18 protein-coding genes are annotated in these 23,820 nt (G+C 46.3%); 10 read left to right on the forward strand and 8 right to left on the reverse strand.

Annotation, left to right across the window (positions count from 1 at the left end):
- Positions 1–125: 125 nt before the first annotated feature.
- A complete protein-coding gene (locus EHS89_RS04555) occupies positions 126–2,573 on the reverse strand; it encodes a DUF255 domain-containing protein (protein ID WP_124924951.1) in 2,448 nt (815 codons plus the stop codon).
- Between the two features lie 100 nt (positions 2,574–2,673).
- On the opposite strand from EHS89_RS04555, the gene EHS89_RS04560 reads away from it, so the two are divergent.
- The 3 genes from EHS89_RS04560 to EHS89_RS04570 all read left to right on the forward strand — a co-directional run bounded on the left by EHS89_RS04560 (position 2,674) and on the right by EHS89_RS04570 (position 5,301).
- A complete protein-coding gene (locus tag EHS89_RS04560; protein ID WP_124924952.1) occupies positions 2,674–3,993 on the forward strand; it encodes a deoxyguanosinetriphosphate triphosphohydrolase in 1,320 nt (439 codons plus the stop codon).
- 22 nt (positions 3,994–4,015) lie between these two features.
- Positions 4,016–4,381: a translation initiation factor Sui1 gene (locus tag EHS89_RS04565; protein ID WP_124925329.1), complete on the forward strand. Its 366-nt coding sequence runs from the start codon at positions 4,016–4,018 to the stop codon at positions 4,379–4,381.
- A gap of 194 nt (positions 4,382–4,575) precedes the next feature.
- Positions 4,576–5,301 (forward strand): retropepsin-like aspartic protease, encoded by a 726-nt coding sequence (locus EHS89_RS04570; protein WP_124924953.1) that lies wholly within the window; start codon positions 4,576–4,578, stop codon positions 5,299–5,301.
- 126 nt (positions 5,302–5,427) lie between these two features.
- Here the strand turns inward: EHS89_RS04570 and EHS89_RS04575 are convergent, their stop codons facing one another.
- The gene (locus tag EHS89_RS04575) at positions 5,428–6,384 is read right to left on the reverse strand and encodes a methylenetetrahydrofolate reductase (protein ID WP_124924954.1); all 957 of its coding nucleotides are present in this window, start codon (positions 6,382–6,384) and stop codon (positions 5,428–5,430) included.
- Between the two features lie 199 nt (positions 6,385–6,583).
- Here EHS89_RS04575 and EHS89_RS04580 point away from each other — a divergent pair, with 199 nt between their 5' ends.
- Positions 6,584–7,138 (forward strand): DUF1285 domain-containing protein, encoded by a 555-nt coding sequence (locus tag EHS89_RS04580; protein WP_229753801.1) that lies wholly within the window; start codon positions 6,584–6,586, stop codon positions 7,136–7,138.
- Positions 7,139–7,142: 4 nt separating this feature from the next.
- Here EHS89_RS04580 and EHS89_RS04585 read toward each other — a convergent pair whose 3' ends face one another.
- From EHS89_RS04585 to metG, 4 genes are all read right to left on the reverse strand, one after another.
- Positions 7,143–7,472: a DMT family transporter gene (locus EHS89_RS04585; protein ID WP_124924955.1), complete on the reverse strand. Its 330-nt coding sequence runs from the start codon at positions 7,470–7,472 to the stop codon at positions 7,143–7,145.
- Positions 7,473–7,639: 167 nt separating this feature from the next.
- Positions 7,640–8,629, reverse strand: coding sequence for a serine/threonine protein kinase (locus EHS89_RS04590; protein ID WP_124924956.1), 990 nt, complete (start codon positions 8,627–8,629; stop codon positions 7,640–7,642).
- Positions 8,626–9,111, reverse strand: coding sequence for a CYTH domain-containing protein (locus tag EHS89_RS04595; protein WP_124924957.1), 486 nt, complete (start codon positions 9,109–9,111; stop codon positions 8,626–8,628). Before EHS89_RS04595 ends, EHS89_RS04590 begins: the two co-directional genes overlap by 4 nt.
- 206 nt (positions 9,112–9,317) lie before the next feature.
- The gene (metG, locus tag EHS89_RS04600; RefSeq protein ID WP_124924958.1) at positions 9,318–11,363 is read right to left on the reverse strand and encodes a methionine--tRNA ligase; all 2,046 of its coding nucleotides are present in this window, start codon (positions 11,361–11,363) and stop codon (positions 9,318–9,320) included.
- Positions 11,364–11,622: 259 nt separating this feature from the next.
- On the opposite strand from metG, the gene EHS89_RS04605 reads away from it, so the two are divergent.
- Together EHS89_RS04605 and trmA are read left to right on the forward strand one after the other, a co-directional pair.
- Complete coding sequence (locus EHS89_RS04605) at positions 11,623–12,873, forward strand: HDOD domain-containing protein (RefSeq protein WP_124924959.1); 1,251 nt, start codon at positions 11,623–11,625, stop codon at positions 12,871–12,873.
- 108 nt (positions 12,874–12,981) lie between these two features.
- Positions 12,982–14,076: a tRNA (uridine(54)-C5)-methyltransferase TrmA gene (gene trmA / locus EHS89_RS04610; protein WP_124924960.1), complete on the forward strand. Its 1,095-nt coding sequence runs from the start codon at positions 12,982–12,984 to the stop codon at positions 14,074–14,076.
- Positions 14,077–14,106: 30 nt separating this feature from the next.
- On the opposite strand, the gene EHS89_RS04615 is transcribed toward trmA, so the two are convergent.
- Positions 14,107–16,479: a putative bifunctional diguanylate cyclase/phosphodiesterase gene (locus tag EHS89_RS04615; protein ID WP_124924961.1), complete on the reverse strand. Its 2,373-nt coding sequence runs from the start codon at positions 16,477–16,479 to the stop codon at positions 14,107–14,109.
- Positions 16,480–16,496: 17 nt separating this feature from the next.
- A complete protein-coding gene (locus EHS89_RS04620) occupies positions 16,497–17,603 on the reverse strand; it encodes an ABC transporter substrate-binding protein (RefSeq protein WP_124924962.1) in 1,107 nt (368 codons plus the stop codon).
- A gap of 307 nt (positions 17,604–17,910) precedes the next feature.
- Between EHS89_RS04620 and EHS89_RS04625 the strand changes: the two genes are divergently transcribed.
- The 4 genes from EHS89_RS04625 (at position 17,911) to apbC (ending at position 23,814) form a co-directional block, all read left to right on the forward strand.
- Positions 17,911–21,369 (forward strand): acyl-[ACP]--phospholipid O-acyltransferase, encoded by a 3,459-nt coding sequence (locus EHS89_RS04625; RefSeq protein WP_124924963.1) that lies wholly within the window; start codon positions 17,911–17,913, stop codon positions 21,367–21,369.
- Between the two features lie 284 nt (positions 21,370–21,653).
- A complete protein-coding gene (gene ppk2 / locus EHS89_RS04630) occupies positions 21,654–22,550 on the forward strand; it encodes a polyphosphate kinase 2 (RefSeq protein WP_124924964.1) in 897 nt (298 codons plus the stop codon).
- A gap of 19 nt (positions 22,551–22,569) precedes the next feature.
- The gene (locus EHS89_RS04635) at positions 22,570–22,800 is read left to right on the forward strand and encodes a phosphatase (protein WP_124924965.1); all 231 of its coding nucleotides are present in this window, start codon (positions 22,570–22,572) and stop codon (positions 22,798–22,800) included.
- 204 nt (positions 22,801–23,004) lie between these two features.
- Positions 23,005–23,814 carry an iron-sulfur cluster carrier protein ApbC gene (apbC, locus tag EHS89_RS04640; RefSeq protein WP_124924966.1) on the forward strand — a complete coding sequence of 270 codons (810 nt, stop codon included), beginning with the start codon at positions 23,005–23,007 and terminating at the stop codon, positions 23,812–23,814.
- Positions 23,815–23,820 lie beyond the last annotated feature (6 nt).

Raw genomic sequence — 23,820 nt, forward strand, 5'->3', positions numbered from 1 at the left:
TAGTTAACCGACCAGAAGCGCAGATTTATCAATGCCGCGATTGTGACAGTTGTTTTGTTTTTACAAAACAGGATATCTCTTTAGTTCTGTTGGGCGAAAAACAGTCGAACTAACGCCTTGTTTATTCAATAGCCATTTTTCGCATTGCGTAAAGATAATTCAACCTCTTCCGGGGGGAGGCAAAGTTTATCGTTACAGGCCTGTAAAGCGATACGTATCGTTGTTGCCTGTAGTTGCAGACTATCAAAAGTGATGTCTATCAGATTCTCCCCTTCGAATAGTGATAAGGGTGTCGCCTGAAACTTAAGCGAACGCTGTAATGGCTCGGGAAAGTGGATATCGGCCTGGATTTTCTCATCCATCGTCACAGAGGTGGGTTGCAGGTTAGGTTGAAGGGGCTGGTTAGAGTTTATATGCCAGCCATCGGCAACATTCAGTTTAATGGTGATTTTACCTTCTTTCAGGTCGCCCCGGGCAGAGACGTTTCCCCGGGCAGCATATGCAAGGGGGCCGGTTTCTCCTTTTCTTTGTTCAATCATACTGCCCAGCAGATAACCAAGCCCCATAGGTTGCTGGCTAAGGTAGCCTGAGGCTTGATTGATAAGCTTTTCAGATAGTTCGCTATAGTGCTCCCGGCCGGTTCTGGTATAGAGCTTGTGAAGTACTTCATGGGCGATAGAGTTACCCGAAGGTATGGAGCCGTCTTGTATTGAACGCGGGCGGAGGGGCAAGCCCAGTGATTGTTCAGAAAGAAAATAGCCGGCATTATTCTGGTCCCAGAAGCGCTTATTCATCTCACGGGTTATGAGTATTGCCCGGTCGAGCCAACGGCTGTCTTCACTAATGTCATACAGTGTAATCAGTGCCTGAGCAAAATAGGCATAATCTTCCTGTACGCCAATTGCTGCATTATCCGCTTTGATGCAGATACGCTGAAGTCCGCCATCCTGGTTTCTGCATTGCAGCCACATTGTTTCGGCCGCACGAACGGCTGCTGTTAGATAGTCTTCCCGGTCTAATAACTTTCCTGCCTCAGCGAATGCTGTAATCATCATACTGTTCCAGGCGGAAATTATTTTATTATCCAGTCCAGGCGGTATGCGTTGTTGGCGTAGGTTTAATAGTTGCTTATTAATTTGGTTGCGCTGGTCGCGCAGGTTATCAAGGGGGCGTTGTAATTCTGCTGCCAGTTCATCAAGCGAACGGGGCAGGTGAAGAATATTCGTCTGCTCAAAATTTCCCTGAGTGGTAACACCATAGAGAGAGATCGCCAGGTCAGCATCCTGTGGTGGGAGTTTTTGTCTGATCTCTTGTTCCTGCCAAACAAAAAACAGTCCTTCCTCACCGTTGCTATCAGCATCGGTTGCCGAATAGAACAGGCCGTTACTGCCGGTCATCTCCCTAAGAACATAGTTCAGCGTTGCTTCTGTCGTATCTCTGTAGCTGTATTCACCGGTGAGACGCCAGCCCTGTAGATAAATACGGGCCAGCAACGCCTGGTTATAAAGCATTTTTTCAAAATGGGGAATCTGCCATTCAGGGTCGGTGGCATAGCGATGAAAACCACCACCAACCTGATCAAAAATACCACCCTGTTGCATCGCATTAAGATTGGTTTTAAAGATATCGAGTAGGATATCTGTTTTTTCGCCGTCAATTAGTTTGATCAGTAGAAACTGGAGCGATTCCTGAGGGAACTTAGGGGCGTTGCCAAAGCCTCCTGACAATTCATCATGTTGTTGTAGCAGTTGAATCTGGGCCTGTTTGATTGCGCTACTGCCGACGCGCTTGTTTCTTGTGTCGCCCTGCATCAGGTGCTGAATTGTTGTGGTAATTCTTTTGGCCTGCAAGCTGAGTTCGGGCTGTTCGTCTAGCCAAAGCTGGCGGACCTTTTGTAATAACTGCAGAAACTGATCAGGGGGATAGTAGGTTGAAGCAAAGAAAGGTTCTCCGCTGGCTGTAATAAAAGCAGTTAAGGGCCAACCTCCCCGCTGACTGATTAATTGTGCAGCCATCATATAGGTCTGATCTATATCGGGGTACTCTTCCCGGTCGACTTTAATCGCAATGAAGTGCCGGTTCAGGTACTCAGCTATGACCGTTTCTTCGAAGCTTTCACGTTCCATAACATGGCACCAGTGACAGGTTGAGTAACCTATAGAGAGAAATACCGGTTTATTTTCACGCCGGGCTTTTTCAAGTGCCGCTTTGCTCCAGGGGTGCCAATCAACTGGATTGTGGGCATGCTGTATCAGGTAAGGCGATGATTCAAGGATTAACCGGTTGGTATAAAGTGGATTGCCTTCATCATCTATATGCTGTGTTCGGGGGCTATATCCATCAGGTTTCTGTTGTAGTGCCCGTATAAGCCTGCTTTGCAGGTCAGCAGACCGTGGGGCGATGTAACTCAGCGGACTAAAGTCTGTGGTAGCTGGCTGAGTATCTGTCTCTTGAGCTTGCGCTAAGTTACAAAGCAGGGAAAGAGCCAGTGCACAAAATATGAAGAGACAGGCTGGCTTCAGCTTGAACTGAATCGCCTTGGTGGAGTGGTATGTTGTGCTTAATAATGTCACAAGAACCTCACAAGTTTCTCTCCCGGTTACCTTTGAGTATAGATTGATTTGCTGTGGCCGATATCAGACACTTGAGGAATTACTCTGTCGGGATAGCAGCATGCAATGGAATAAGCTTCTGACTACCAAGCGATATGGCCATGAAGAACTAACGCCGGAAGAGATCGGCCGCAGTCATTTTCATAAGGATCATGATCGTATTATTTTTTCCAGTGCGTTTCGCCGTTTAGGTCGTAAAACGCAGGTTCATCCATTGGCTCTGAATGATCATATCCATACCCGGCTGACACATAGTATTGAGGTCGGTAGTCTGGGTCGTAGTCTGGGAATTCGGGTAGGTGAGTTATTGCAGGATCAGCTACCCGGCTGGATTAGCCCCCATGATCTGGGCACTATTGTTCAGTCAGCCTGTCTGGCACACGATATAGGCAACCCTCCCTTTGGTCATGCGGGTGAATATGCCATACGGGACTGGTTTAAACATAAGGCTCCGGCGCATTATCTTGACGGTCTGACCAGAGAACAGCTGTTAGATCTGCAAACATTTGAGGGAAATGCACAGGGCTTCAGAGTTGTCACCCGGATAGAAAATCATCTGTTTGATGGCGGTTTACGTCTGACTTATCCAACCTTAGGTACCTTGCTGAAATATCCATGGACGGTTGAACAGGCGGGGAGTAAAGGGAAGTTCAGTAGTTTCACGACAGAGCTGGAAATACTGAATGCCCTGGGTCGTGAGTTAGGACTGGTTCAATTGGGCACCAATCACTGGTGTAGACATCCTTTAGCGTATCTGGTCGAAGCGGCTGATGATATCTGTTATGCCATTCTTGATCTGGAAGATGCCATTGAGCTTAATATTTTGGGTTTTAATGATATTAAGCCAATTTTACTGCAGCTCTGTGGTGACCTGAATTACGATGATGAGATATTTGCCACTCAGGCCTCGGCGCGAAGAAAGATCTCTGCGTTACGGGGCAAGGCGATGGAAAACATGGTGGAGTCAACGGTGGCTGCATTTATGGCAAATCTTTCGCAAATAATGGTGGGCCAATATACCGGAGAGCTGTTGGCTGATGGTGATCCTCAGGTTCAGGCTGGCCTGAGTAGTGCCAAGCTATTAGCCCGTGATAGAGTCTTTCCAGATAATCGAAAAGCTGAATTAGAGGTTGGGGCATATACAACCCTGGGAACCTTGCTCGACGCGTTTTGCGAGGCAGCCTATGAGTTGCACACTAAGGGGCCTGACCAGCTCAGTTACCGTAGTCAGAAGATAATTAGCCTGATGGGTATTCACTGTCCTGGCCAGGGGTTACCGTTATATCATTCTTATATGCGGGTACTCGATTTTATAGGCGGGATGACGGACAATTATGCAGCTTATCTGGCACGCCAGATTGGTGGTATGTCAGTTAATTAATATAGGTGGTTTCTCAGTGTCGATGCGTGATCAGTTGGGCGGTTTGGTTTTTTCTACAGAAAAGGGGCAGCTATGCCCCGGTTGTAAGGAGGCTGTTGATAGTTGTATCTGCGATCAGTTAGCCGATCAACAACGTTTGGGTGAGCTTGATGGGATAGTGCGGATTCGTCGTGAAACCTCAGGCCGCAAAGGTAAAGGCGTAACGACCCTAAGTGGTATCCCATTGGCAGAGAAAGAGCTGAAAGCTTTAGCAAAAAAACTAAAGCAGCAGTGCGGTACGGGTGGTGCATTAAAAGACGGCATTATTGAAATACAGGGTGATCACCGGGAAAAGCTGAAGCAGTTGTTAGAAAAACAGGGCTTTAAAGTTAAATTGGCAGGAGGTTAAGGGTGACTCAGAAAAAGAAACCGGTTTGTCAGTTCTGCCTAATGATGCGTTTTATGCTGTTTTTCTTTGCCGTTGTTGGTGTTTTTTTACTCAATGGCATCTATCACTTTTGGAATTGATCACGATCCATGGATGGAAATTGATAATGAGGGACTATTAAAGTGCTTAGAACAATTCTCTTAAGTAGTTTGATTATGCTGATTTGCGCTACACCAGGTCAGGCTGAAATTTTTACCTATGTTGATGGTTCAGGGCGTAAAGTCTATGTGGATAAGCAGCATAAAATCCCCCCCGAGTTTCGACAGCAAGGAAAGACTCGGGTTATTGAAGTAGAGAAAATCTCTGATCAGGAAAAGCAGGATCAGGCGCTAAAACGTGACTTAAGTAATAAAAAACAGCAATTAAAGCGACAGTTAAGAGAGTTGGAACATACTATCGCCAAGATGGAAACTCAGGTAATTATTCGCGGCAACCAGGTTATTGTGCCGGTCAATGTTCGCTGGCGTAATAGTAAGCGAACACTCAACCTTTTACTGGATACCGGCGCATCAATTACAGTGCTGCATCAAAGTGCTGTGGCCCCACTCAATGCAGTGGGACGAGATACAGGCTATGCACAGGTTGCCGGCGGCGGAACCATTAAAACTGAACGGGTAGTATTTGATCAGGTGGTTGTCGGGCCATATGATTTTGATAATAAATCGACAGCCGTTATCGAAAATAGTGGTCATACGGGATTTGATGGTTTGTTGGGTATGGATATTCTGGGCCGCATTCGATACGAGATTAACTTCACGCAAAGTAAAATTATCTGGAGCCCGACAGAGTATGCGCAGATGAAAGCGGCGGTAGAAGAGATAAAAGTACTGCAGGCTGAAGCTAAGACTGAAGTTAAGACAGGCCCGCTGAAAGAATCCTGATAATACCCGCTCAAAAGTTATCTTCGCAACAGTGCTCTGCCCAGTAACTTAGCAAAGGAGTGTTAAAGTACTTTTTCGCGGGTTTTCAATGGCTGGTTTTTAACAGCGATTACAGTGATTTAAGTATTACAGCTCAAGTTCTGCCAGTTTCAGGTCCAGTGTTGCTTTTAACAGCTTATATAACCGAATGGCCGCGTCGATCTCTTCTTTACGGTTAGTCAGGCTTTCAATGTTAAGTCCTAACGGAATGCCCAGATCACCACAAGCTTCCAGTATCTGATCCAGATTATTGCGGCAGATGCGGATAGATTCTCCCAGAGGATTATGTGAATCCAGAATGCGGTGACGGGTTGCCTGGGGTACTGAGATACCCAGCCACTCCATAAACTCGAGGGTTTTAGCACTACCGCAAGGTGTAAAGGTCAGGATAATACGCTTAGGCTTTATACCACGCTCTTTGCACTCTCTAGCGTAAGAACTGAGCAGATCAATAGTTGCCTGGGCATTATAAACAGCCTGAGAAATAAAGAACTCACAGCCCTGTTCTGACTTCTCTAATAAACGCAGGTGTTCATTACCTTTAGTGGCATGGCGCTCGGCAATAGTGACACCACCCAGATTAAAGTTCAGGCTGTGTTCCTGCATCGCTTTATACGCCTGTGGCAGCGTCAGCTTGATATCACCATCAGAAGATGGACTACCGACTAGTACCAGATCGCGCACACCGTGCGGGCACCAGGCCCGGTCCAGCCAGTCATCAAAGTCCTCACGGCTACGCTGAGAAACGCTCTTATAGGTGATGACCGGACGCTCAGACTTATTACGTAGAATAGCGGAATATTCCCGTGGATCGTGGGTGCTCATGTAAGGAAATGGGCGTGCCTGATCGATACGGCTGCTTTCGTCCTGAATGTCGTAGACAATAACGCCGTCGTACTCGATCTGATCCAGACGCTCGAGAAGTTTGTCACCGATATCGGATACCTGAGCCATAGAAACAGAAGACTTCGGCGGTGTGGTGCCAATAAAATAAACGCCGCGCTTAGGGTCGGCGAACTTCTGTTCTAGTTTTGAATCGCTCATTTCAGTATCCGTAAAGTATGTGTGTTTAAACCTGTAAACTCATAAGAGCTTATATTGCTCTTTTTAAGTACGATCTATTCTAACAATGAATGCCTTTCATGTGTTTAGGTTATAAGGTGAAATTTTTTGGAGTTTATATGAGTCGTTTTAATGTGAGCTGAAATACAATGTAGGTATTGGCTGTTAATAAGGAATCGTTGTGGGAAATAACAAACCAGATCTTAAATCAATTCAGCAGCAGTTGACCGGAGCGCAGGGCGGTAAGCGAGCAATACCACCGGTGCATCTTTGGCAGCCGGAGTTTTGTGGTGATATGGATATGCAGATCACCCGCGATGGCCGCTGGATTCATGAGGGGGGAGAAATAAAGCGTCCGGCGATGGTGACGCTGTTCTCGACTATCTTGTGGCGTGAAGAGGATAACTACTATCTGGTGACCCCAGTGGAGAAAGTGGGTATTCAGGTTGAAGATGTTCCCTTCTATTTTACCGGACTGGAGATAGAAACCGATGAAAATGGTCAGAAGTTAATCTTCACTTCGTCTACAGACGACGTCGTAGTTGCTTCAGCAGAGTGCCCACTCCGAGTGGTAACCGACCCGGAGTCAGGTGAACCTTCGCCTTATCTGATGGTGCGCTATGGTATGGAGGGGCGTTTAAACCGAAACCTGTTTTATCAGTTAGCGGATATAGCTGAAGAGCGCGATGGCGTCTTTGGCGTGCAAAGCTGCGGTGAGTTTTTCCCCATTAGCTGAGCGTTTAATGGCCGGAAGAGCTCGAAAAAAGGTTGATAACAACAACGCCTGTGACAATTAAGCACATACCGATGATGGCTGGCAGGTCGGGAGGCTGTTTATATACAAATGCCCCCACGACTGCAATCAATGCGACACCGGCCCCAGCCCAAACTGCATAGGCGACACCCAGAGGGATACTCTTTAACGCCAGTGACAGAAAGTAGAAAGAGATAGCGTAACCGATAATAACCAGAATACTGGGGCCAATACGGCTGAACTCTTCCGATGATTTCAGTGCACTGGTCGCTATAACCTCAGCCAGGATAGCGATTGCAAGATAGATCTGTCCCATGGGCTTCCTGTTAATTGAATTGTTAGTTATATAGCTGCAGTGGTGCCTTTTGAAGGGCGGCTAATTGCTCTCTTAGTTTCAAACATGCTGGCTCCAGTTACCTGCCTTATTAAATCAGGGGGGAGTTATGCGGAAAGGCTGGTTCTTCCCGGCATCTGTTTCCTCGATTAGTTATATAGCTGCAGTGGAGCTTCCTGAAGCGCGGCTAATTGCTCTCTTAGTTCCAGAATATGCTCGCTCCAGTAGCGTACCGTATTAAACCAGGGGAAGTTGTGAGGGAAGGCCGGATCTTCCCAGCGTCGAGCAATCCAGGCGGCGTAGTTCATCATGCGTAATGTACGCAGGGTTTCAGCCAGCCTTAATTCGGTTGGATTAAAATCATAGAATTCGTTGTAGCCTTCGATGATTTCTAACAGTTGTGCCTGTTGTCTGTCCCGGTCACCGGATAACAGCATCCAGATATCCTGTATTGCCGGGGCCATACGCGCGTCGTCAAAATCAACAAAGTGGGGTGCGTCATCACGCCAGAGCATATTACCGATATGGCAATCTCCATGTACCCGAATCTGATTAAGAGTGCCGGTCTCCTGCCAGATTCGCTCCATATGTTCGAGCAGATCGAAGGCGAGTGAGTCGTAGGCTGTTTTGAGTTCAGCGGGAATAAATTTTGCGCTAATCAGCTCGACACTGCTGCGGCCATAGCTTTGAATATCAATCATTGGGCGGGTGGTAAAAGGCCGTTGTGCACCGATCAGATGGATACGTCCCAATAAACGGCCGAGAATAAGCAGATTATCCAGATTATCCAGTTCCGGTGCATGACCTCCTTTACGTTCAAATAGAGAGAACATAAAGTCGCCGTACTGAAACAGACTCTCGCCACGAGCATCAGTCATAGGTGCAACCACAGGCAGCTCCTGTTCCTGAAGCTCAAAACAGAACTGATGTTCTTCCAGAATTTGTTCGCGAGTCCAACGCGCCGGGCGATAGAATTTAGCGATGAGCGGCTGTTGCTCTTCAATACCTATCTGATAGACCCGGTTTTCATAGCTATTTAACCCAAATACCCGGCCGTCACATAGGTAATCCAGGCTTTCAATTGCGTCCTGAATAAAGCTGGGTGTCAGGGTTTCAAACGGGTGCTGATTATCACTCATGGCTTTTGCTTCTTATCGGTCCAGTTAGAGTAGGGATTCTCAAGCAGATTTGAGTTGTAGTACTTAGGGTCTCCGGTAACTTCATGGGTAACCCAGTCAGGAAGATTAACCACTTCGGTTTCTGAGCTCAGTTCGACCTCTGCGACGATTAGTCCCAGATTGTCGCCGGCAAAGATATCCAGTTCCCACAGGTGTTTGTCGTGAGTGATCAGATAGCGGGTCTTATCCACTTTAGGGCCACTACAAAGCTCGGCAAGCATCTGTTCGGCATCGCTAACCGGAATCTCATATTCGAACTCAGTCCGAACGGCTCCACGATTTTCGCCTTTTAGGGTCAGGAAAGCCTGATCACCCATGATGCGGACCCGTACAGCAGTGTTATCGCTGGTGGGCACATAGCCCTGTTTGATCGTTATGCCACAATTCAGATCATCCAGCTTATCGGGATCAATCAGAAATTTACGTTCGATTTCCTGCGCCATAACCTTTCCTCAATAAAAAAGGCACCCAATAAAAGTGCCTTTTTACTATATCTTATAAATGCCAAAGATAGCTTTAGAGCTGAAACTGATGGGTGAGAACAAGGCAAAGCTTTTAGAAAAAGCGCAGTGTACAGCTGTACATGAGCATTTTGATAAAAGCTTTAACGCAGTAATCGCCGATCAGGAGCAGCTATACGGCTCTCTTTTTACATGATGCGCATACCTGGCTGCGCACCTTCGTGTGGTTCCAGAATCCACAGATCCTTACCACCCGGTCCCGCTGCCAGCACCATCCCTTCAGACATGCCGAATTTCATCTTGCGCGGTGCCAGGTTTGCCACCATCACTGTTAGCTTACCTTCAAGCTCTTCAGGACTATAGGCAGACTTGATACCAGCAAAGACATTACGGGTCTCACCACCCAGATCCAGTGTCAGTTGTAATAACTTATCTGCACCTTTGACATGTTCTGCTTTAGCAATCAGCGCAACGCGCAGATCGACCTTGGCGAAATCATCAAAATTGATCTGCTCGGCGACCGGGTTTTTTTCCAGTTCGCTTTTTTCTACTGTCGGCGCCGCCGGTGTTGCGGCGGCTATCGCTGCCAGCGTGGCTTTGCTGTCTTCGATCATCGCGTTAACTTTATCTTCATCAACACGTTGCATCAGAGGTTTGAACTTGTTGATCTTATGATCCAGCAGCGGCTGCTGAATAGCATCCCAGGCAAAACCATCGATATTCAGGAAGCCTGCAGCATCTTCTGCAACCTGAGGCAATACAGGTGCCAGATAGGAGATAATCACCCGGAACAGGTTGATGCCCATCGTGCAGCAATCCTGAACTTCCTGCTCTTTACCTTCCTGTTTTGCCAGGACCCAGGGCTCTGCAGCATCAATATACTGATTAGCTTTATCGGCAATGTGCATGATTTCACGCATCGCTTTGCCATATTCCCGGGCTTCATAAGCATTGGCGATCAGTTCACCGGAAGCGATAGCTTCGTCGTACAGCGGTTGTTCTACCAACGTGCCGCCTAGCTGTCCGTCAAATTTCTTCTTAATAAAGCCGGCACAGCGAGACGCAATATTAACGACCTTGTTAACCAGATCTGCATTAACCCGCATGCGGAAATCATCCATGCTCAGATCAATATCATCGATACCTGATCCCAGCTTGGCAGCGAAGTAGTAGCGCAGGTATTCCGGACGCAGGTGCTGAAGATAAGTCTCCGCCATGATAAAAGTACCGCGGGACTTAGACATTTTCTGACCGTTTACGGTCAGGAAGCCATGACAGAAAACTTTGGTCGGCTTACGGAATCCGGCACCTTCCAGCATGGCTGGCCAGAACAGGGTATGGAAATAAGCGATATCTTTACCGATAAAGTGATACAGCTCGGTATCAGATGATTCGTTCCAGTATTCATCGAAATCGACGTCGTTTTTGTCGCACCAGTTTTTGAAACTTGCCATGTAGCCGATAGGGGCATCCAGCCATACATAGAAGTATTTACCCGGTGCATCAGGAATTTCAAAGCCCCAGTAAGGCGAGTCACGGGATATATCCCAGTTTTGCAGACCGGATTCAAACCATTCGTTGAGCTTATGAATCATCTGTTCCTGAACGCAGCTATCAACCCAGTTACGCAGAAACTCTTCAAAGTCACCCAGTTTGAAGAAGAAGTGTTCTGATTCCTTCTCGATCGGTTTAGCACCGGAGACCGCTGAATAAGCGTTTTTCATCTCCACCGGGCTGTACGTTGCACCGCAGACTTCACAGGAATCACCATATTGATCCTGAGCGCCACATTTAGGGCAGTCGCCTTTGACAAAACGGTCCGGCAGAAACATCTCTTTTTCAGGGTCATAGGCCTGAGTGATGGTTTTCTTAGCAATATGACCGCCATCACGCAGACGTGTATAAACCAGCGATGCAAAATGCTTGTTTTCGTCTGAGTGGGTTGAGTAGTAATTATCAAAGCCAACCATGAAACCAGAGAAGTCGCGTTGATGTTCCTGGCTCACCTGATTGATCAGAGCTTCTGGTGTTACACCCATCTGATCAGCTTTAAGCATGATCGGTGTGCCATGAGCATCATCTGCACAGACGTAGGTGCATTGATTGCCTCGCTGGTTCTGAAAACGAACCCAGATATCAGTCTGGATGTATTCAACCAGATGACCCAGATGGATTGGGCCGTTGGCGTAGGGCAGGGCGCTAGTAACAAGAATCTTACGTTGTTTATCAGTCATGATTCAGAACAGGTCGTTGGTTACAGATATAAGCGCGCAATTTTACTCTTAAATAGCATGAATTACAGCACAGGAACGGGATCTTTTTCTGTTCATAAAGAAACATTTGCTTGGCGAGGGATTACCTATACTGAGTACCCTGGGTTGGACAGTAAAAAGAAAAAAAGCTAAATCATAACAAGTGAGTGAAAGAATTTTCATTTAAACTTAATTACAGAGTTGGGTTATACGGATATAACCTGCTAAATCGGAGTGGAAAATGTTTGAACACATCCTAAAGGAAGACAGGATTTCCGTTCTCTGGCTGGGAGAGCCGCTGGAAGATCTGCATAATATTCCCCGGGAATTACAGGATAATGTGCTCATTGAGCATGTCAGTCGTCCTGACTTAGCGATGCAGATGTTGCGTGAACATGAATTTAAAGTAGTCGTTATACACCTGAATAACGATGATTTTGCTTTTCGTTATAAGTGGTTGCGTAAACTGGTTGTCGATTTTCCCGGCGTTATCAGGGTAATGTTGAATGATCGGTTGCAGGCCCACCAGGTAGCTAAGGCCTCAGAACTTTGTCATCGGTCGATGTTATTCAGCTCCGGAATCCGGGACCTGATGTATGAAGTAGGTCAGTGCTTTCGAACATCAAATGCAGCTAATAAACCCGTTGTTCGTGATTATGTGGGGGGCATTAAACGATTGCCGTCAATGCCCGCAATTTATATTGAGTTAAATGATGCGCTGGCGTCGGATGCTACCGGCGCAGCTGAAATTGCAGCGATCGTTGAGCAAGACCCGGCCATGAGCGCCAAAATTTTACAGTTGGTCAATTCCGCTTTTTTCGCATTAAGCAGTCATGTTTTTAAGATCAAAGATGCGGTTGTTATTCTCGGTGTAAGGCAGATTAGAGATCTGTTTCTGGTCTCCCGCCTGTTTGATCACTATCCACAGGATAAAAACTGGACCAGTTTCTCTTTTGAAAACCTGTTTGATCGTTGCATGGTTGTTGGACGTTTCGCCCGGGCTATCTGTCGTGAGCATCGAGTTGCTGCAGATATTGCCGATAAAGCCTTTCTTGCCGCCCTGCTACAAGATCTGGGTATGCTGGTAATTGCTACACGGGATGCCGAAAAGTACAGCGAAGTCATGCGTGAAGCTGCCGGCATGAATCAGCCGTTGTATGCAATAGAGAAGTTACGACTCGGCGTTAATCACATGGAAGTGGGTGCTTGTATCCTCGGCCTGTGGAATCTGCCCCCCGAAGTAACTGAAGCGGTGTTATATCATTCACATCCAAATTCCACCGCAGGGGAAAAATTTACCCCGTTAACGGCCGTACATATTGCCGATTCAATCCTGCCTGATGTTGTGAATGTGAATGATTGCCGTATTAGTAGCCGGATAAGCGAATCTTATCTCAAGAAGCTAGGGTTGCAGGATAAGCTGAGCCACTGGCAGGAGATGTCTGAAGAATTTGCCTTGCAGTTGTACTCTGGTGTCGGAAAGGGGTTCTGATCCTACCAATGGCTTGGAGTACCTACTGAGGACTGATAGAATGCGCGCCCTGATACTTAACCCTTTAAGTCGAATCCTTGAAATCGAGTCCTTTAATCCGAGGTTTTCATGGCGCTGCCTGTAGTTGATCCATCCCAGTATGATGCTCAGTTAAATAGTAAAAAGACTGAAATTGAACAGCAGTTCGACGCTTTTGCGCTGCCGGATATTGAAGTATTTGAATCTGTTAAAACAGCATATCGTTTGCGTGCAGAGTTCCGGGTCTGGCACGAAGGCGATGATCTGTACTATGTGATGTTTAAGCCTGGTGATAAGCATCAGCATAGCCGTCTTGAAGCGTGCCCGATGGTGTCGGAAACTATTCAGCAGGTTATGTTTAAACTGCTGGATTATGTACGTCCAAATGAGCTGTTACGCAGACGTCTTTTCCAGGTTGATTTTTTAAGCACTTTAAGTGGTGAGCTGATAATAAGTCTGCTGTATCACAAGCCGCTGGACGAAGCCTGGACCAAGGAAGCGAAAAAGCTTAAGCAGCATTTTGGTATCCATTTTATTGGCCGAAGCCGTAAAACTAAAATTGTGTTGGATCAGGACTTTGCAATTGAAAAAATGCAGGTCTCAGGTCGTGAGTTGATCTATAAGCAGGTTGAAAACAGCTTTACCCAGCCAAATGGTGGCGTATGCCAGCAGATGCTTGAGTGGGCACAGAATATTACCACTGATGCTAGTGGAGACCTGGTCGAGTTGTACTGCGGTAATGGTAACTTTACGATGGCCCTGGCGCAGAATTTTGACCGGGTTATTGCCACTGAGATCGCTAAGGTTTCAGTTAATGCCGCCCAGTATAATATCGAAGCCAATAAAGTTGATAACGTTAAAATTCTACGTATGTCCAGTGAGGAGTTTTCTCAGGCATTGCAGGGTGTACGAGAGTTTCGTCGACTCAAGCAAAGTGCTGTTGATCTGACTGAATATAACTTCAGTACTGTGCTGGTGGATCCGCCGCGCAGTGGTCTTGATGATGAAACGGTAAAACAGGTGGCTGAGTACGATAATATTATCTATATCTCCTGTAACCCGGATACCTTGCAGGATAATTTACAGCAGCTAACCAAGACCCACACATTGCAGCGGTTTGCTATTTTTGATCAGTTTCCCTATACCCATCATCTGGAGTGTGGTGTTTACCTTACCCGCCGTTAAAATATTGGCTTCCGGGGGGCCGTTTAAACTTTAATTCTGCCCTGAAACCGACACGTTCTTTGCAGTTAACTGCATAAAAATCTTGGCAAACTCCGTGTCGTTAACAGGCCTTGAAAACAGATAACCCTGAGCACAAATGTCGTTGCTAAAGCTCTGTAGAAGCTCGGACTGAGCCGACGTTTCTACACCTTCAGCGATAACTTTCAGATTCATACCCTGACTCATCTGAATGATTGCTTTAATCAGGCTGTTTTCTTTGCCATCGACGGTGCTCTGGCCGATAAAACTACGGTCAATTTTCAAAACATCGATAGGGAATTTCATCAGGTAGCTGAGCGCAGAGTAACCAGTACCAAAATCATCAATAGCGATTCTGCATCCCTGGCGATTTAGTTGCTGAAATACTTCCAGGTTGTGCTGGTTGTCATGCAAGAGCAAACTCTCTGTTATCTCAATAAGTAACTTGTCAGCGTCTAACTGATTGTCTCTAAGAGTTGTTTCTATCACCTCCATAAAAGCTTTTGATTGGAACTGACGGGTTGAGACATTGATCGAAATATAAAGGTTCGGATCAAGATGTTGGTGCCACTTGGCAAGTTGCTTACAGCTTTCGCGCAGGCACCACTCGCCAATCGATATAATCAGTCCGGTCTCTTCGGCAATAGAAATAAAGCGGTCAGGTGGTATGAGTTGGTCACCGTCACGCAATCTGAGTAGTGCTTCCATTCCTGTTATTTTATTACTACGTAGATTTATTATCGGTTGGTAATGAACCTCGAGCGCGTCGTTTTTTATAGCGTGACGTAGCAAGTTCTCTATGCGTAACCGTTCTTGAATTATTTCGTTATGTTGGGGCGTATAAAATGCGTAGCAAGACCTGCCTTCATCTTTAGCGCGGTACATAGCGAGGTCAGCGCTTTGCAGTAAGCCGGTAGGTTGTTCATTATCGCTGGGATAAAGGGCAATGCCTACAGACGCAGATATGTAAATATCGCTTTCCTGTAGATAAAAGCTTTGTTGTGTAGTGGCGATTACACGTTCCGCGATATGCGCAGCTTCACTATTATTGCTTATGTCGTGAATAATAATGGCGAATTCATCTCCCCCGAGGCGGGCGATTTTATCACTGGGTCTTAGAATCTTCTGGATACGCTCGGTAGCCTGGCAGATTAATTTGTCGCCGGTATTGTGACCAAAAATATCATTAACTGATTTGAAATGATCCAGGTCGATAAACATAAGAGCAAATGGCATTTTGCTTTCCTGTCTATCAACGATTAACTGTTCAAGATAGTGCTGGAAGTGATGGCGGTTGGCGATGCCAGATAAAAAGTCAGTATTGGCCTGGTGTTCCAGCTTTTCTTTAGCCAGATTGAGGCTGGTAACATCGGTGATTACCGCAAGTGCACCCGGATAGGCTTCGTTGGCAGACAGTGTTGCATCCATCAACACTTCCATCCTTTCACCAGTACCATTGATGATTTCTAATGGCTGCTCGGTCAATTGCAGTTCAGTCCAGAGTCGTTCTAATACATTCTGAAATGTTGTTATATTCTCTGGTTCAGATAGAAGATTACATAGGTTTGTACCTATTACCTCATTTCGCTGATAGCCCATTTGCTGCAGAAAGTAGTTACTTGCATCACGAATGCGACCGGACTTATCAAAACTGAAGAGTAAAGATGGGGTGGAATGGTAAAGGTTTTGCAGGTGTTCTTTGCTTTGCTGTAATTGACTATGATGTAGCTCCAGTCGTAACTGCATATCATTAAATGCTTCAGTGATCTGGCCCAGTTCATCATCGGATGTGTGTTTCACACGCATGAACTGTCGTGTGCCATGGTAGCTTTGAATGGCATTCATTAGCTTTTTTATAGGGCTGTCTAAAAGGTGAGTGAATATCAGCCAAATGCTGACCAGTATGGCAAGATATATCAATAGTAGGGAGACGATAGCGGTACTGAGAAAGCGCTCTTTTTCAGCATTAAGGCTGGTATCGCCAAGTAGTATTTTTAGCGTGCCAGCCTGCTGGGTAATATGGGCATTGGTATAGATGATTGGAAATTCCAGCTGAATGCTGGTGCTTTTAGCCTGATATTCTGATCGCTTATTAAGTATTCGATTGTTTCCTTCATCCAGTATTTCAACCTGTACCAGATCAGGATCCAGCATCATCGTACTAGCGATCTTGGCTACACGCTTACTGTTAAAGTTCCATAGTGGTTCTGCAATAATATCGGCATAGTTTTTCAGGTTGCTCTTTTTGGCTTCCAGGTCGGCAGAAAACTGTTCTTCTGCTTTAAAAATTGTATATGTAAAAGCTAAGACCAATGCCAGAGTGGCGCCGGGTGCCAGTATAGCCAGCAGTTTAAGCTTAAGAGAATTGAGCCTTTTTAACAGCATAAATAATCAGGACACTTCTATTTTTTTATCTGATTTAAAACTCGTTCCAATGAGAAGTCATAAGCGTCCATCGCTACTTCAGTTAAAGCAAAACCTTTAAAATCAATCTTGTTCCAGTTTTCGTCGCCTAGATGATTCAGGTACAGATCAACGCTTTGTTGGTCAATACTTTGCATTTGAAAGCGGACCTGTCCCAATGGACCTGTATTTCCATTTATATTTTTTGAATGATAGTCATGAATTAATACCATTGACCAGGCGCCAGCCAGAAAGTGACCACCATCGGTAAGTAGCATTGAGCCCTCTTTGACCATTTTCAAGCCCTGGGCTGACCAATTCAGGCCGACCAGGCATACACTGTTACCTGCAACATTTTCGTGCTCCGTCAGTGCTTCACTGGCCCCTATTGCGATTGGGTCATTAGCTGCCCAGATTCCTGCAGGCTCTATATTATTTCTATCAGCCCACTGAAGGTAATGGCTGCTTAGTAGTTTTGCTTCCTGTTTATTCCAGTTGGCATAAAGGAATCTGTCCAGGTTGATTTCAGGGTTACTGTTAATCACATTAAGCGCACCATTGTTACGGTCAATCGATGCCGGTGTTAACTGGTCTCCGCCAATGGCAAGCATATGGAAGGGAGGGGGTTGCTTCTGCCGAGCGCAGTTTAATAGGGCGGTCATCATTCTCTGACCAGCGCTGAAATTATCAGGAACAATCGCGCCAATAAGATTAGGATTCTGCCCAGGCAGACCTACCCGGTCCCGCTGGTCAGGTAGAAAGTCATTGAGCAGCATCAGGACTTTAGTTTTCGTATCTGCCGTCGCCAGCAGAATGGCTTCAGCAGCTTGTTCTTCATTTACAAGAATCATGTAGTCAGGAGGGGTTTGACGCATAGCGACTTGTTTGCCTAATTCAGTCATGCGTACCCGGTTTCTTTCTGCATAAATTACTTCCAGATCAATGTCAAAGTCATTCGCTGCAGCCTGCATTGTTTCTGTAACCATATCCCAGAAACGCTCACCTTGTTTACCTGGATTAACAAAGGTGATGCTCATAGCAGCATAGCTATAGCCAGATAGAAGACTAAGAACAGGGGTAATAAGAAGGATCAGGAGTGTTTTCATTATTATTCTCTTGCCTGATGAGTTAACTAGACCCTATCGAATATGTTGATTAATTCATAGCTTTCTAAGCTGGTTTTTAAACGAAAGTTATAACGAACACCATTTATGCTCTTATTTTGCTATAAGAGGTTGGGCTTTAAGTATCGGAATATGCTACTTTTTCTGTTTGTCGCTGCATATTGAGATGTTTTTGTTAGTTTTGGCTAAATAGTGTTTGCGTCAATACAGACGCGGGTAATCTATTGCCATAAAGTGGCAATAATCTTATGGACAAGATTTGTCAGGAAGAAATTAGCTGGGGCCAAATATGAAAGCGTTACTAAAAATCCAGGGGTTCATCGCCTTTATCTCTATCGCGTTTATTAACGCCTTTGTCGATCTGGGCCATAAGATCATTATTCAGAATACGCTGTTTAAGGCCTACGAGGGCGACACTCAGATAGTTCTGACGGCGGTAGTTAATGGCCTGATTCTACTTCCCTTTATTATGCTTTTTACGCCAGCAGGTTTTTTAGCAGATAAATACCCCAAAAACCGGGTGATGAAGTTTTCTGCCTGGGCTGCGGTAGCCGCTACGTTACTGATTACCTTGTGTTATTACCTGGGCTGGTTTGTTCCGGCTTTTGCCCTGACCTTTGTCCTGGCGCTGCAAAGTGCATTTTACTCGCCGGCTAAATATGGCTACATCAAAGAACTGGTCGGTGAAAAAAATATCACCGAAGGTAATGGCTGGATTCAAGCTGTAACAATGGTGGCGATTCTGTCCGGCATCGTAGTGTTCTCCCTGCTATTTGAGATAAGAATCGATGGTGTGCATCAATTGTTGCCAGAACAGAGTCTGCAACTGATAGCCCCGCTCGGCTGGTTACTGGTGGCCGGTGCATTGCTGGAACTGATACTGGCTTATCGACTCCCTCAGACCCGAACAACGGATACCGCTCTTAGCTATGACTGGCCGGCTTACCTTAAGGGCAAAACGTTGAGTCGGAATCTTGGACAGATCTACCGTAACCGTACAATCTGGCTATCCATCATTGGTGTATCCCTGTTCTGGTCAGTCAGTCAGGTTATGCTGGCGGTGTTTCCTGCGGTGGCGGAAAGTCATCATGATATGCACAACACTTTTGTTATTCAGGGCACTATGGCTCTGGCCGGTGTCGGTATCATGGTGGGTTCTATGTTGGCTGGGCGCTGGTCGGCTCACTACATCAACATCGGTCTGATCCCTTTAGGAGCGGTGGGTGTTGCAGTGGGCTTGATATTGCTACCGCAGATGTCTGGGATTGCTGCCCAGGGGCTGGTGTTCTTCCTTATTGGTATTAGTGGTGCCTTGTTAAATGTGCCATTACAGGCGTTGATACAGTTCAACGCCAAAGGAGCAGAAACAGGTAAGGTGCTGGCGGGAAGTAATTTCATCCAAAATATTGCCATGCTGAGCTTTTTGCTGCTGACAGTCGTGTCTGCATGGGTGGGTATTGATGGTCTCTGGTTGCTTTGGATGTTGGCATTGCTGGGTGTGGGCGGTGCAATTTTTGCCATTGTTACATTGCCGCAGGCGTTAGTGCGTGTGCTGGTGGCCGGGCTGTTAAAGTCTAAATACAAGCTCAAAGTATTGGGTTTTGAAAATCTTCCGAAAGCCGGGCAAGGCGTACTGTTGCTGGGTAACCATATCAGTTGGCTGGACTGGGCGATGATACAGATGGCCTGCCCCCGTCATATCCACTTTGTTATGGAACGTTCGATTTATGAGCGTTGGTATCTGAAGTGGTTCTTGTCGATGTATAAAGTTATTCCTATCTCCAAAGGTAAAAGCCGGGAAGCACTGTCAAAAGTAGGTGAGTTAATTAGTGCGGGTGAAGTTGTTTGTCTTTTCCCCGAAGGTGCAATCAGTCATACCGGTCAGATCGGTGAGTTTAAAAAAGGCTTTGAGCGCGCTTGTGAAAATGCCGACGGCGTTATCGTGCCTTTCTATCTAAGAGGGCTTTGGGGTAGTCGTTTTTCACGCTCCACGGATAAAATGAAAACCATTCGCAGCGGTCAGATGAAGCGGGATGTGATTGTTGCCTATGGTGAAGCGTTACCGGTCACTTCGACCGCCGCTGAAGTAAAAAAGAAAGTAACCGAGCTATCGATTGGCGCCTGGGATCATTACACAACGACATTGCAGCCGCTGCCACATAACTTTATTCGTACGGCTAAAAGCGCTATGTCAGATCTGGCTATCGCAGATGTGCAGGGCGATCCACTAAGCTATCGACGCTTGTTAACCGCGGTGATTCTGTTTCAGCGCAGGCTTAAAGGTAGTCCGGGTAAGCGTTTGGGTCTGCTGCTACCAACCTCCAGTGCCGGTGCAATAGGCAACCTGGCGGGTCTGTTTGCGGGTAAGACTCTGGTTAATCTTAATTTTACAGCAGCCCTTGAGTCGCAACTGGCAGCGCTGGAACAGGCTGAAGCTGAGACGATTCTTACCGCGCATAAGTTTGTAAATAAGCTAAAAGCGCGTGGGATAGATCCCGAACCCTTGTTTGAAGGGCGTCAGGTTATCTATATGGAGGATGTGAAGGCCAGGGTAGGTAAAGTAGAGGCGTTGCTGACGATGGCGATGGTATCGTTGTTGCCGGCATCAATTCTACAGGGCTGGTTTGGCTACGGAGTAAAACTGGAAGATACCGCCGCTATTCTGTTTTCCTCCGGTAGTGAGGGGGCGCCTAAAGGGGTGATGCTTAGTCATCGTAATATCCTGGCTAATTTACGCCAGATAGCCGATGTACTGAATGTCAGGGGGGATGACTGCATTATGGCAACACTGCCGTTGTTCCATGCCTTTGGTTTGACCGTCACCTGTTTTATGCCTTTGATCGAGGGTGTACCGGTTATCTGCCATCCGGATCCTTCAGATGCGCCTAATATAGGTAAAGGGGTTGCTAAGTACCGCGCCACCCTGATCTGTGCCACCTCAACATTTATGCGCATATACAGCCGTAATAAAAAACTGCATCCGTTAATGTTTGAATCGTTAAGAGTTGCTGTGGCGGGGGCTGAAAAGCTTGACCCTAAGGTACAGCAAGCGTTTGAAACCAAGTTCAGAGTGCCGGTGGTTGAAGGATACGGTTCAACAGAAACAACCCCGGTAGCCAGTGTTAACCTGCCGGATCATCTATCACCAGAAGGTTGGTTTCTTCAGGTAGGTACCAGATTGGGAACGGTAGGGCTTGCGTTGCCGGGCTCTACTTTTCGGATTGTTGATCCGGATACTTTGCAGGAATTACCGATCGGTGAGGATGGTTTGATTCTCATCGGAGGTACTCAGATTATGCAGGGCTATCTGAATAACCAGCAAAAAACAGATCAGGTGATTGTCGAGTTGGATGGCGTTCGCTGGTATAAGAGTGGTGATAAAGGCCATCTGGATGATGATGGCTTCCTGACCATTGTGGATCGCTATTCCCGGTTTGCCAAGTTAGGCGGGGAGATGGTGAGTCTGGGGGCTGTGGAACAACAAGTGCAACAGCGTCTGTCTGATGATGAGGCGCAACTGGTTGCCATTAATTTACCGGATGATAAGAAAGGCGAGCAGATTGTTCTGTTGGTTGATGCCAATATTGATCCTGCAGGTTTAAGAGCGTTGCTGATTGAGCAAAAACTGGCGCCGCTGATGATACCTGCCAAAGTTTTCAGGGTTGATGGTATCCCGTTGTTGGGTAGCGGCAAAACCAATTACCCTGCCGCGAAGCTGATTGCAGAAAGGTTGCTGGCTACAGCTTAGCAATGCAAGTTTTTTAGTAATCAGGTCCATCGTTTAAAAAGAGCTCTTTAGGGCTCTTTTTTTATTGTCTGATTGCTACAACGTAATGAATATTTTAATAAAGAAAAGGATTGATGCTTTCCCTTTTTAGAAGAAAATGTTTTCGAGTTTAGTTGAATGAATTTGTTGTGCAAATTATTTGTTATTTATTTGTATAAGTCTTGATTTATATCAGGCTTGTGGCGCCGGATAAGCGCATAATTTTAGTCAATCAATAACTGGAATTAAGACTTAAGGAGAAGCCTATGACCCAGGAGCAATCCGTTAAAGAAAGCCCATCAAAAGCGCAGGAAGCTATTAAAAAAGCGCCTTCAGCACTTCTGGATCAGGGTATGGATGAGAGCTTTGAAAACAGCGATTATCCGTACGACGATAAAATATCCCGTAAAGAATACGAAGCCACCAAAAAGTTACTGCAGATTGAGTTATTGAAAATGCAGAACTGGGTGCGTGAGTCGGGAGAGAAAATTGTTATTCTCTGCGAAGGACGTGATGCAGCCGGTAAAGGTGGCACCATCAAGCGTATGATGGAGCACCTTAATCCTCGGGGTGCTCGCGTTGTCGCTTTGGAAAAGCCTTCCGAGCAGGAAAAAGGTCAATGGTATTTTCAGCGTTATATTAATCATTTGCCAACGGCAGGTGAGATCGTTCTCTTTGACCGCTCATGGTACAACCGGGCGGGTGTGGAGAGAGTAATGAATTTCTGTTCGCCTTCTGAATACCTCGAATTTATGCGTCAGACACCAGAGTTAGAGCGAATGCTGGCTCGCAGTGGTATTCGCTTATTTAAGTTTTGGTTCTCTGTTAGCCGGGATGAGCAATTCCGCCGCTTTCAGTCCCGTAGAGTCGATCCTCTCAAGCAATGGAAGTTATCACCAATCGATCTGGCTTCCCTGGATAAGTGGGATGCCTATACTGAGGCGAAAGAGTCGATGTTTTTCTATACCGACACCGCAGATGCTCCCTGGACAGTCATTAAATCGAACGACAAGAAACGTGCCCGTCTTAATACTATGCGTTTCCTGTTGAATCAGATGCCGTATCCCAATAAGAATCCGGACTTGGATCTACAGCCTGATGAGTTGATTATCGGCAGTGCCGGTGATCATGGAGTTAACCAGAAACTGATTGTAAGTGCCTGATGGCGAGGGAGATCGATAGATGACAGTTAAACAGAACGCTCATGCACTGAATGTAGTGAAGACATTTAAGGCTAAGTTACCGGATGAGATAGCAACTCAGGTAGGAGATGCTCACTTTGATGAGTTGTCACTACTGATTGAGTCGGCTATTAGTGCCGCCGTCTTTGATGAGATGGAAAAAGCTGCGAATAAAGTTGATCGGTTGGCCCATGAAATACGTCATTTTACGGAGTCATTTGACCGGAACTGATAGTCTGCTGGTATAAGAGCTAAGATTGATAGTATTGCAATTATAAACCGCCGGAAGGCGGTTTTTTTGTATTTAAAAAACATCGCTGGAACTCCGGTCTGATATCACGCATAATTCCTACTAAATTACTGGGTTATTTTTTTTGATACCTCTAAGTTGTTGTTATATTGCTGAAACAGAACAGTAAACAGGATTGATAAGCAGATGCAGAATATAAAGAACATTGTTGCGGTAGCATCGGGGAAAGGTGGTGTTGGTAAATCGACCACTACCGTGAATCTGGCGTTGGCGATGGCGGCAGAGGGCTATAAGGTTGGCGTATTAGATGCGGATATCTACGGCCCTAGTATGGGAACGATGCTGGGTGTGCCAGCAGATACCCGTCCTGAACCTGTGGGTGAGCAGGCGATGAAGCCTGTTATTGCGCATGGTCTTGAAGTGATGTCGATCGCTTTTTTGATTGATGATAGTCAGCCGATGGTATGGCGTGGTCCGATGGCCAGTGGTGCCCTGCAACAGTTACTGACACAGACGCAGTGGAGTGATCTGGATTACCTGTTTGTGGATATGCCACCGGGGACCGGGGATATTCAACTGACGCTGTCGCAAAAAGTCCCGGTAAGTGGCGCGGTGATAGTGACAACACCTCAGGATATTGCATTGCTTGATGCCCGAAAGGGGATCGAGATGTTCCGCAAAGTTGATATCGAAGTATTAGGTATCATCGAAAATATGAGTATGCATATCTGTAGCAACTGTGGCCATACTGAAGCTATTTTCGGACAGGGTGGTGGAGAGGAGTTATCTCAGTCTTATGCCGCACCTTTATTAGCTCAACTACCGTTAAAATTGTCTATCCGGGAAGCCGTTGATGCTGGTAAACCTACCCTGATTGCCGACGCTGAAGGGGCTGAAGCGCTGATCTACCGTGATACTGCCCGCAAAGTAGTCTCTGCACTGGCGCAGCAGCACAGCGGTTCGGAAATACCAAATATATCGATCAGTCAGGATTGATTTAGC

The sequence above is a fragment of the Amphritea balenae genome (assembly GCF_003858655.1).
Lineage (GTDB): Bacteria > Pseudomonadota > Gammaproteobacteria > Pseudomonadales > Balneatricaceae > Amphritea > Amphritea balenae.

Coding starts and splice junctions, on each gene's coding strand:
- EHS89_RS04565 (WP_124925329.1), top strand. CDS start 4,016: ATGCGTGATCAGTTGGGCGGTTTGGTTTTTTCTACAGAAAAGGGGCAG.
- EHS89_RS04620 (WP_124924962.1), bottom strand. CDS start 17,603: ATGAAAACACTCCTGATCCTTCTTATTACCCCTGTTCTTAGTCTTCTA.
- apbC (WP_124924966.1), top strand. CDS start 23,005: ATGCAGAATATAAAGAACATTGTTGCGGTAGCATCGGGGAAAGGTGGT.
- EHS89_RS04635 (WP_124924965.1), top strand. CDS start 22,570: ATGACAGTTAAACAGAACGCTCATGCACTGAATGTAGTGAAGACATTT.
- ppk2 (WP_124924964.1), top strand. CDS start 21,654: ATGACCCAGGAGCAATCCGTTAAAGAAAGCCCATCAAAAGCGCAGGAA.
- EHS89_RS04590 (WP_124924956.1), bottom strand. CDS start 8,629: ATGAGTGATAATCAGCACCCGTTTGAAACCCTGACACCCAGCTTTATT.
- EHS89_RS04625 (WP_124924963.1), top strand. CDS start 17,911: ATGAAAGCGTTACTAAAAATCCAGGGGTTCATCGCCTTTATCTCTATC.
- EHS89_RS04570 (WP_124924953.1), top strand. CDS start 4,576: ATGCTGATTTGCGCTACACCAGGTCAGGCTGAAATTTTTACCTATGTT.
- metG (WP_124924958.1), bottom strand. CDS start 11,363: ATGACTGATAAACAACGTAAGATTCTTGTTACTAGCGCCCTGCCCTAC.
- EHS89_RS04575 (WP_124924954.1), bottom strand. CDS start 6,384: ATGAGCGATTCAAAACTAGAACAGAAGTTCGCCGACCCTAAGCGCGGC.
- EHS89_RS04585 (WP_124924955.1), bottom strand. CDS start 7,472: ATGGGACAGATCTATCTTGCAATCGCTATCCTGGCTGAGGTTATAGCG.
- EHS89_RS04560 (WP_124924952.1), top strand. CDS start 2,674: ATGCAATGGAATAAGCTTCTGACTACCAAGCGATATGGCCATGAAGAA.
- EHS89_RS04615 (WP_124924961.1), bottom strand. CDS start 16,479: ATGCTGTTAAAAAGGCTCAATTCTCTTAAGCTTAAACTGCTGGCTATA.
- EHS89_RS04595 (WP_124924957.1), bottom strand. CDS start 9,111: ATGGCGCAGGAAATCGAACGTAAATTTCTGATTGATCCCGATAAGCTG.
- EHS89_RS04605 (WP_124924959.1), top strand. CDS start 11,623: ATGTTTGAACACATCCTAAAGGAAGACAGGATTTCCGTTCTCTGGCTG.
- trmA (WP_124924960.1), top strand. CDS start 12,982: ATGGCGCTGCCTGTAGTTGATCCATCCCAGTATGATGCTCAGTTAAAT.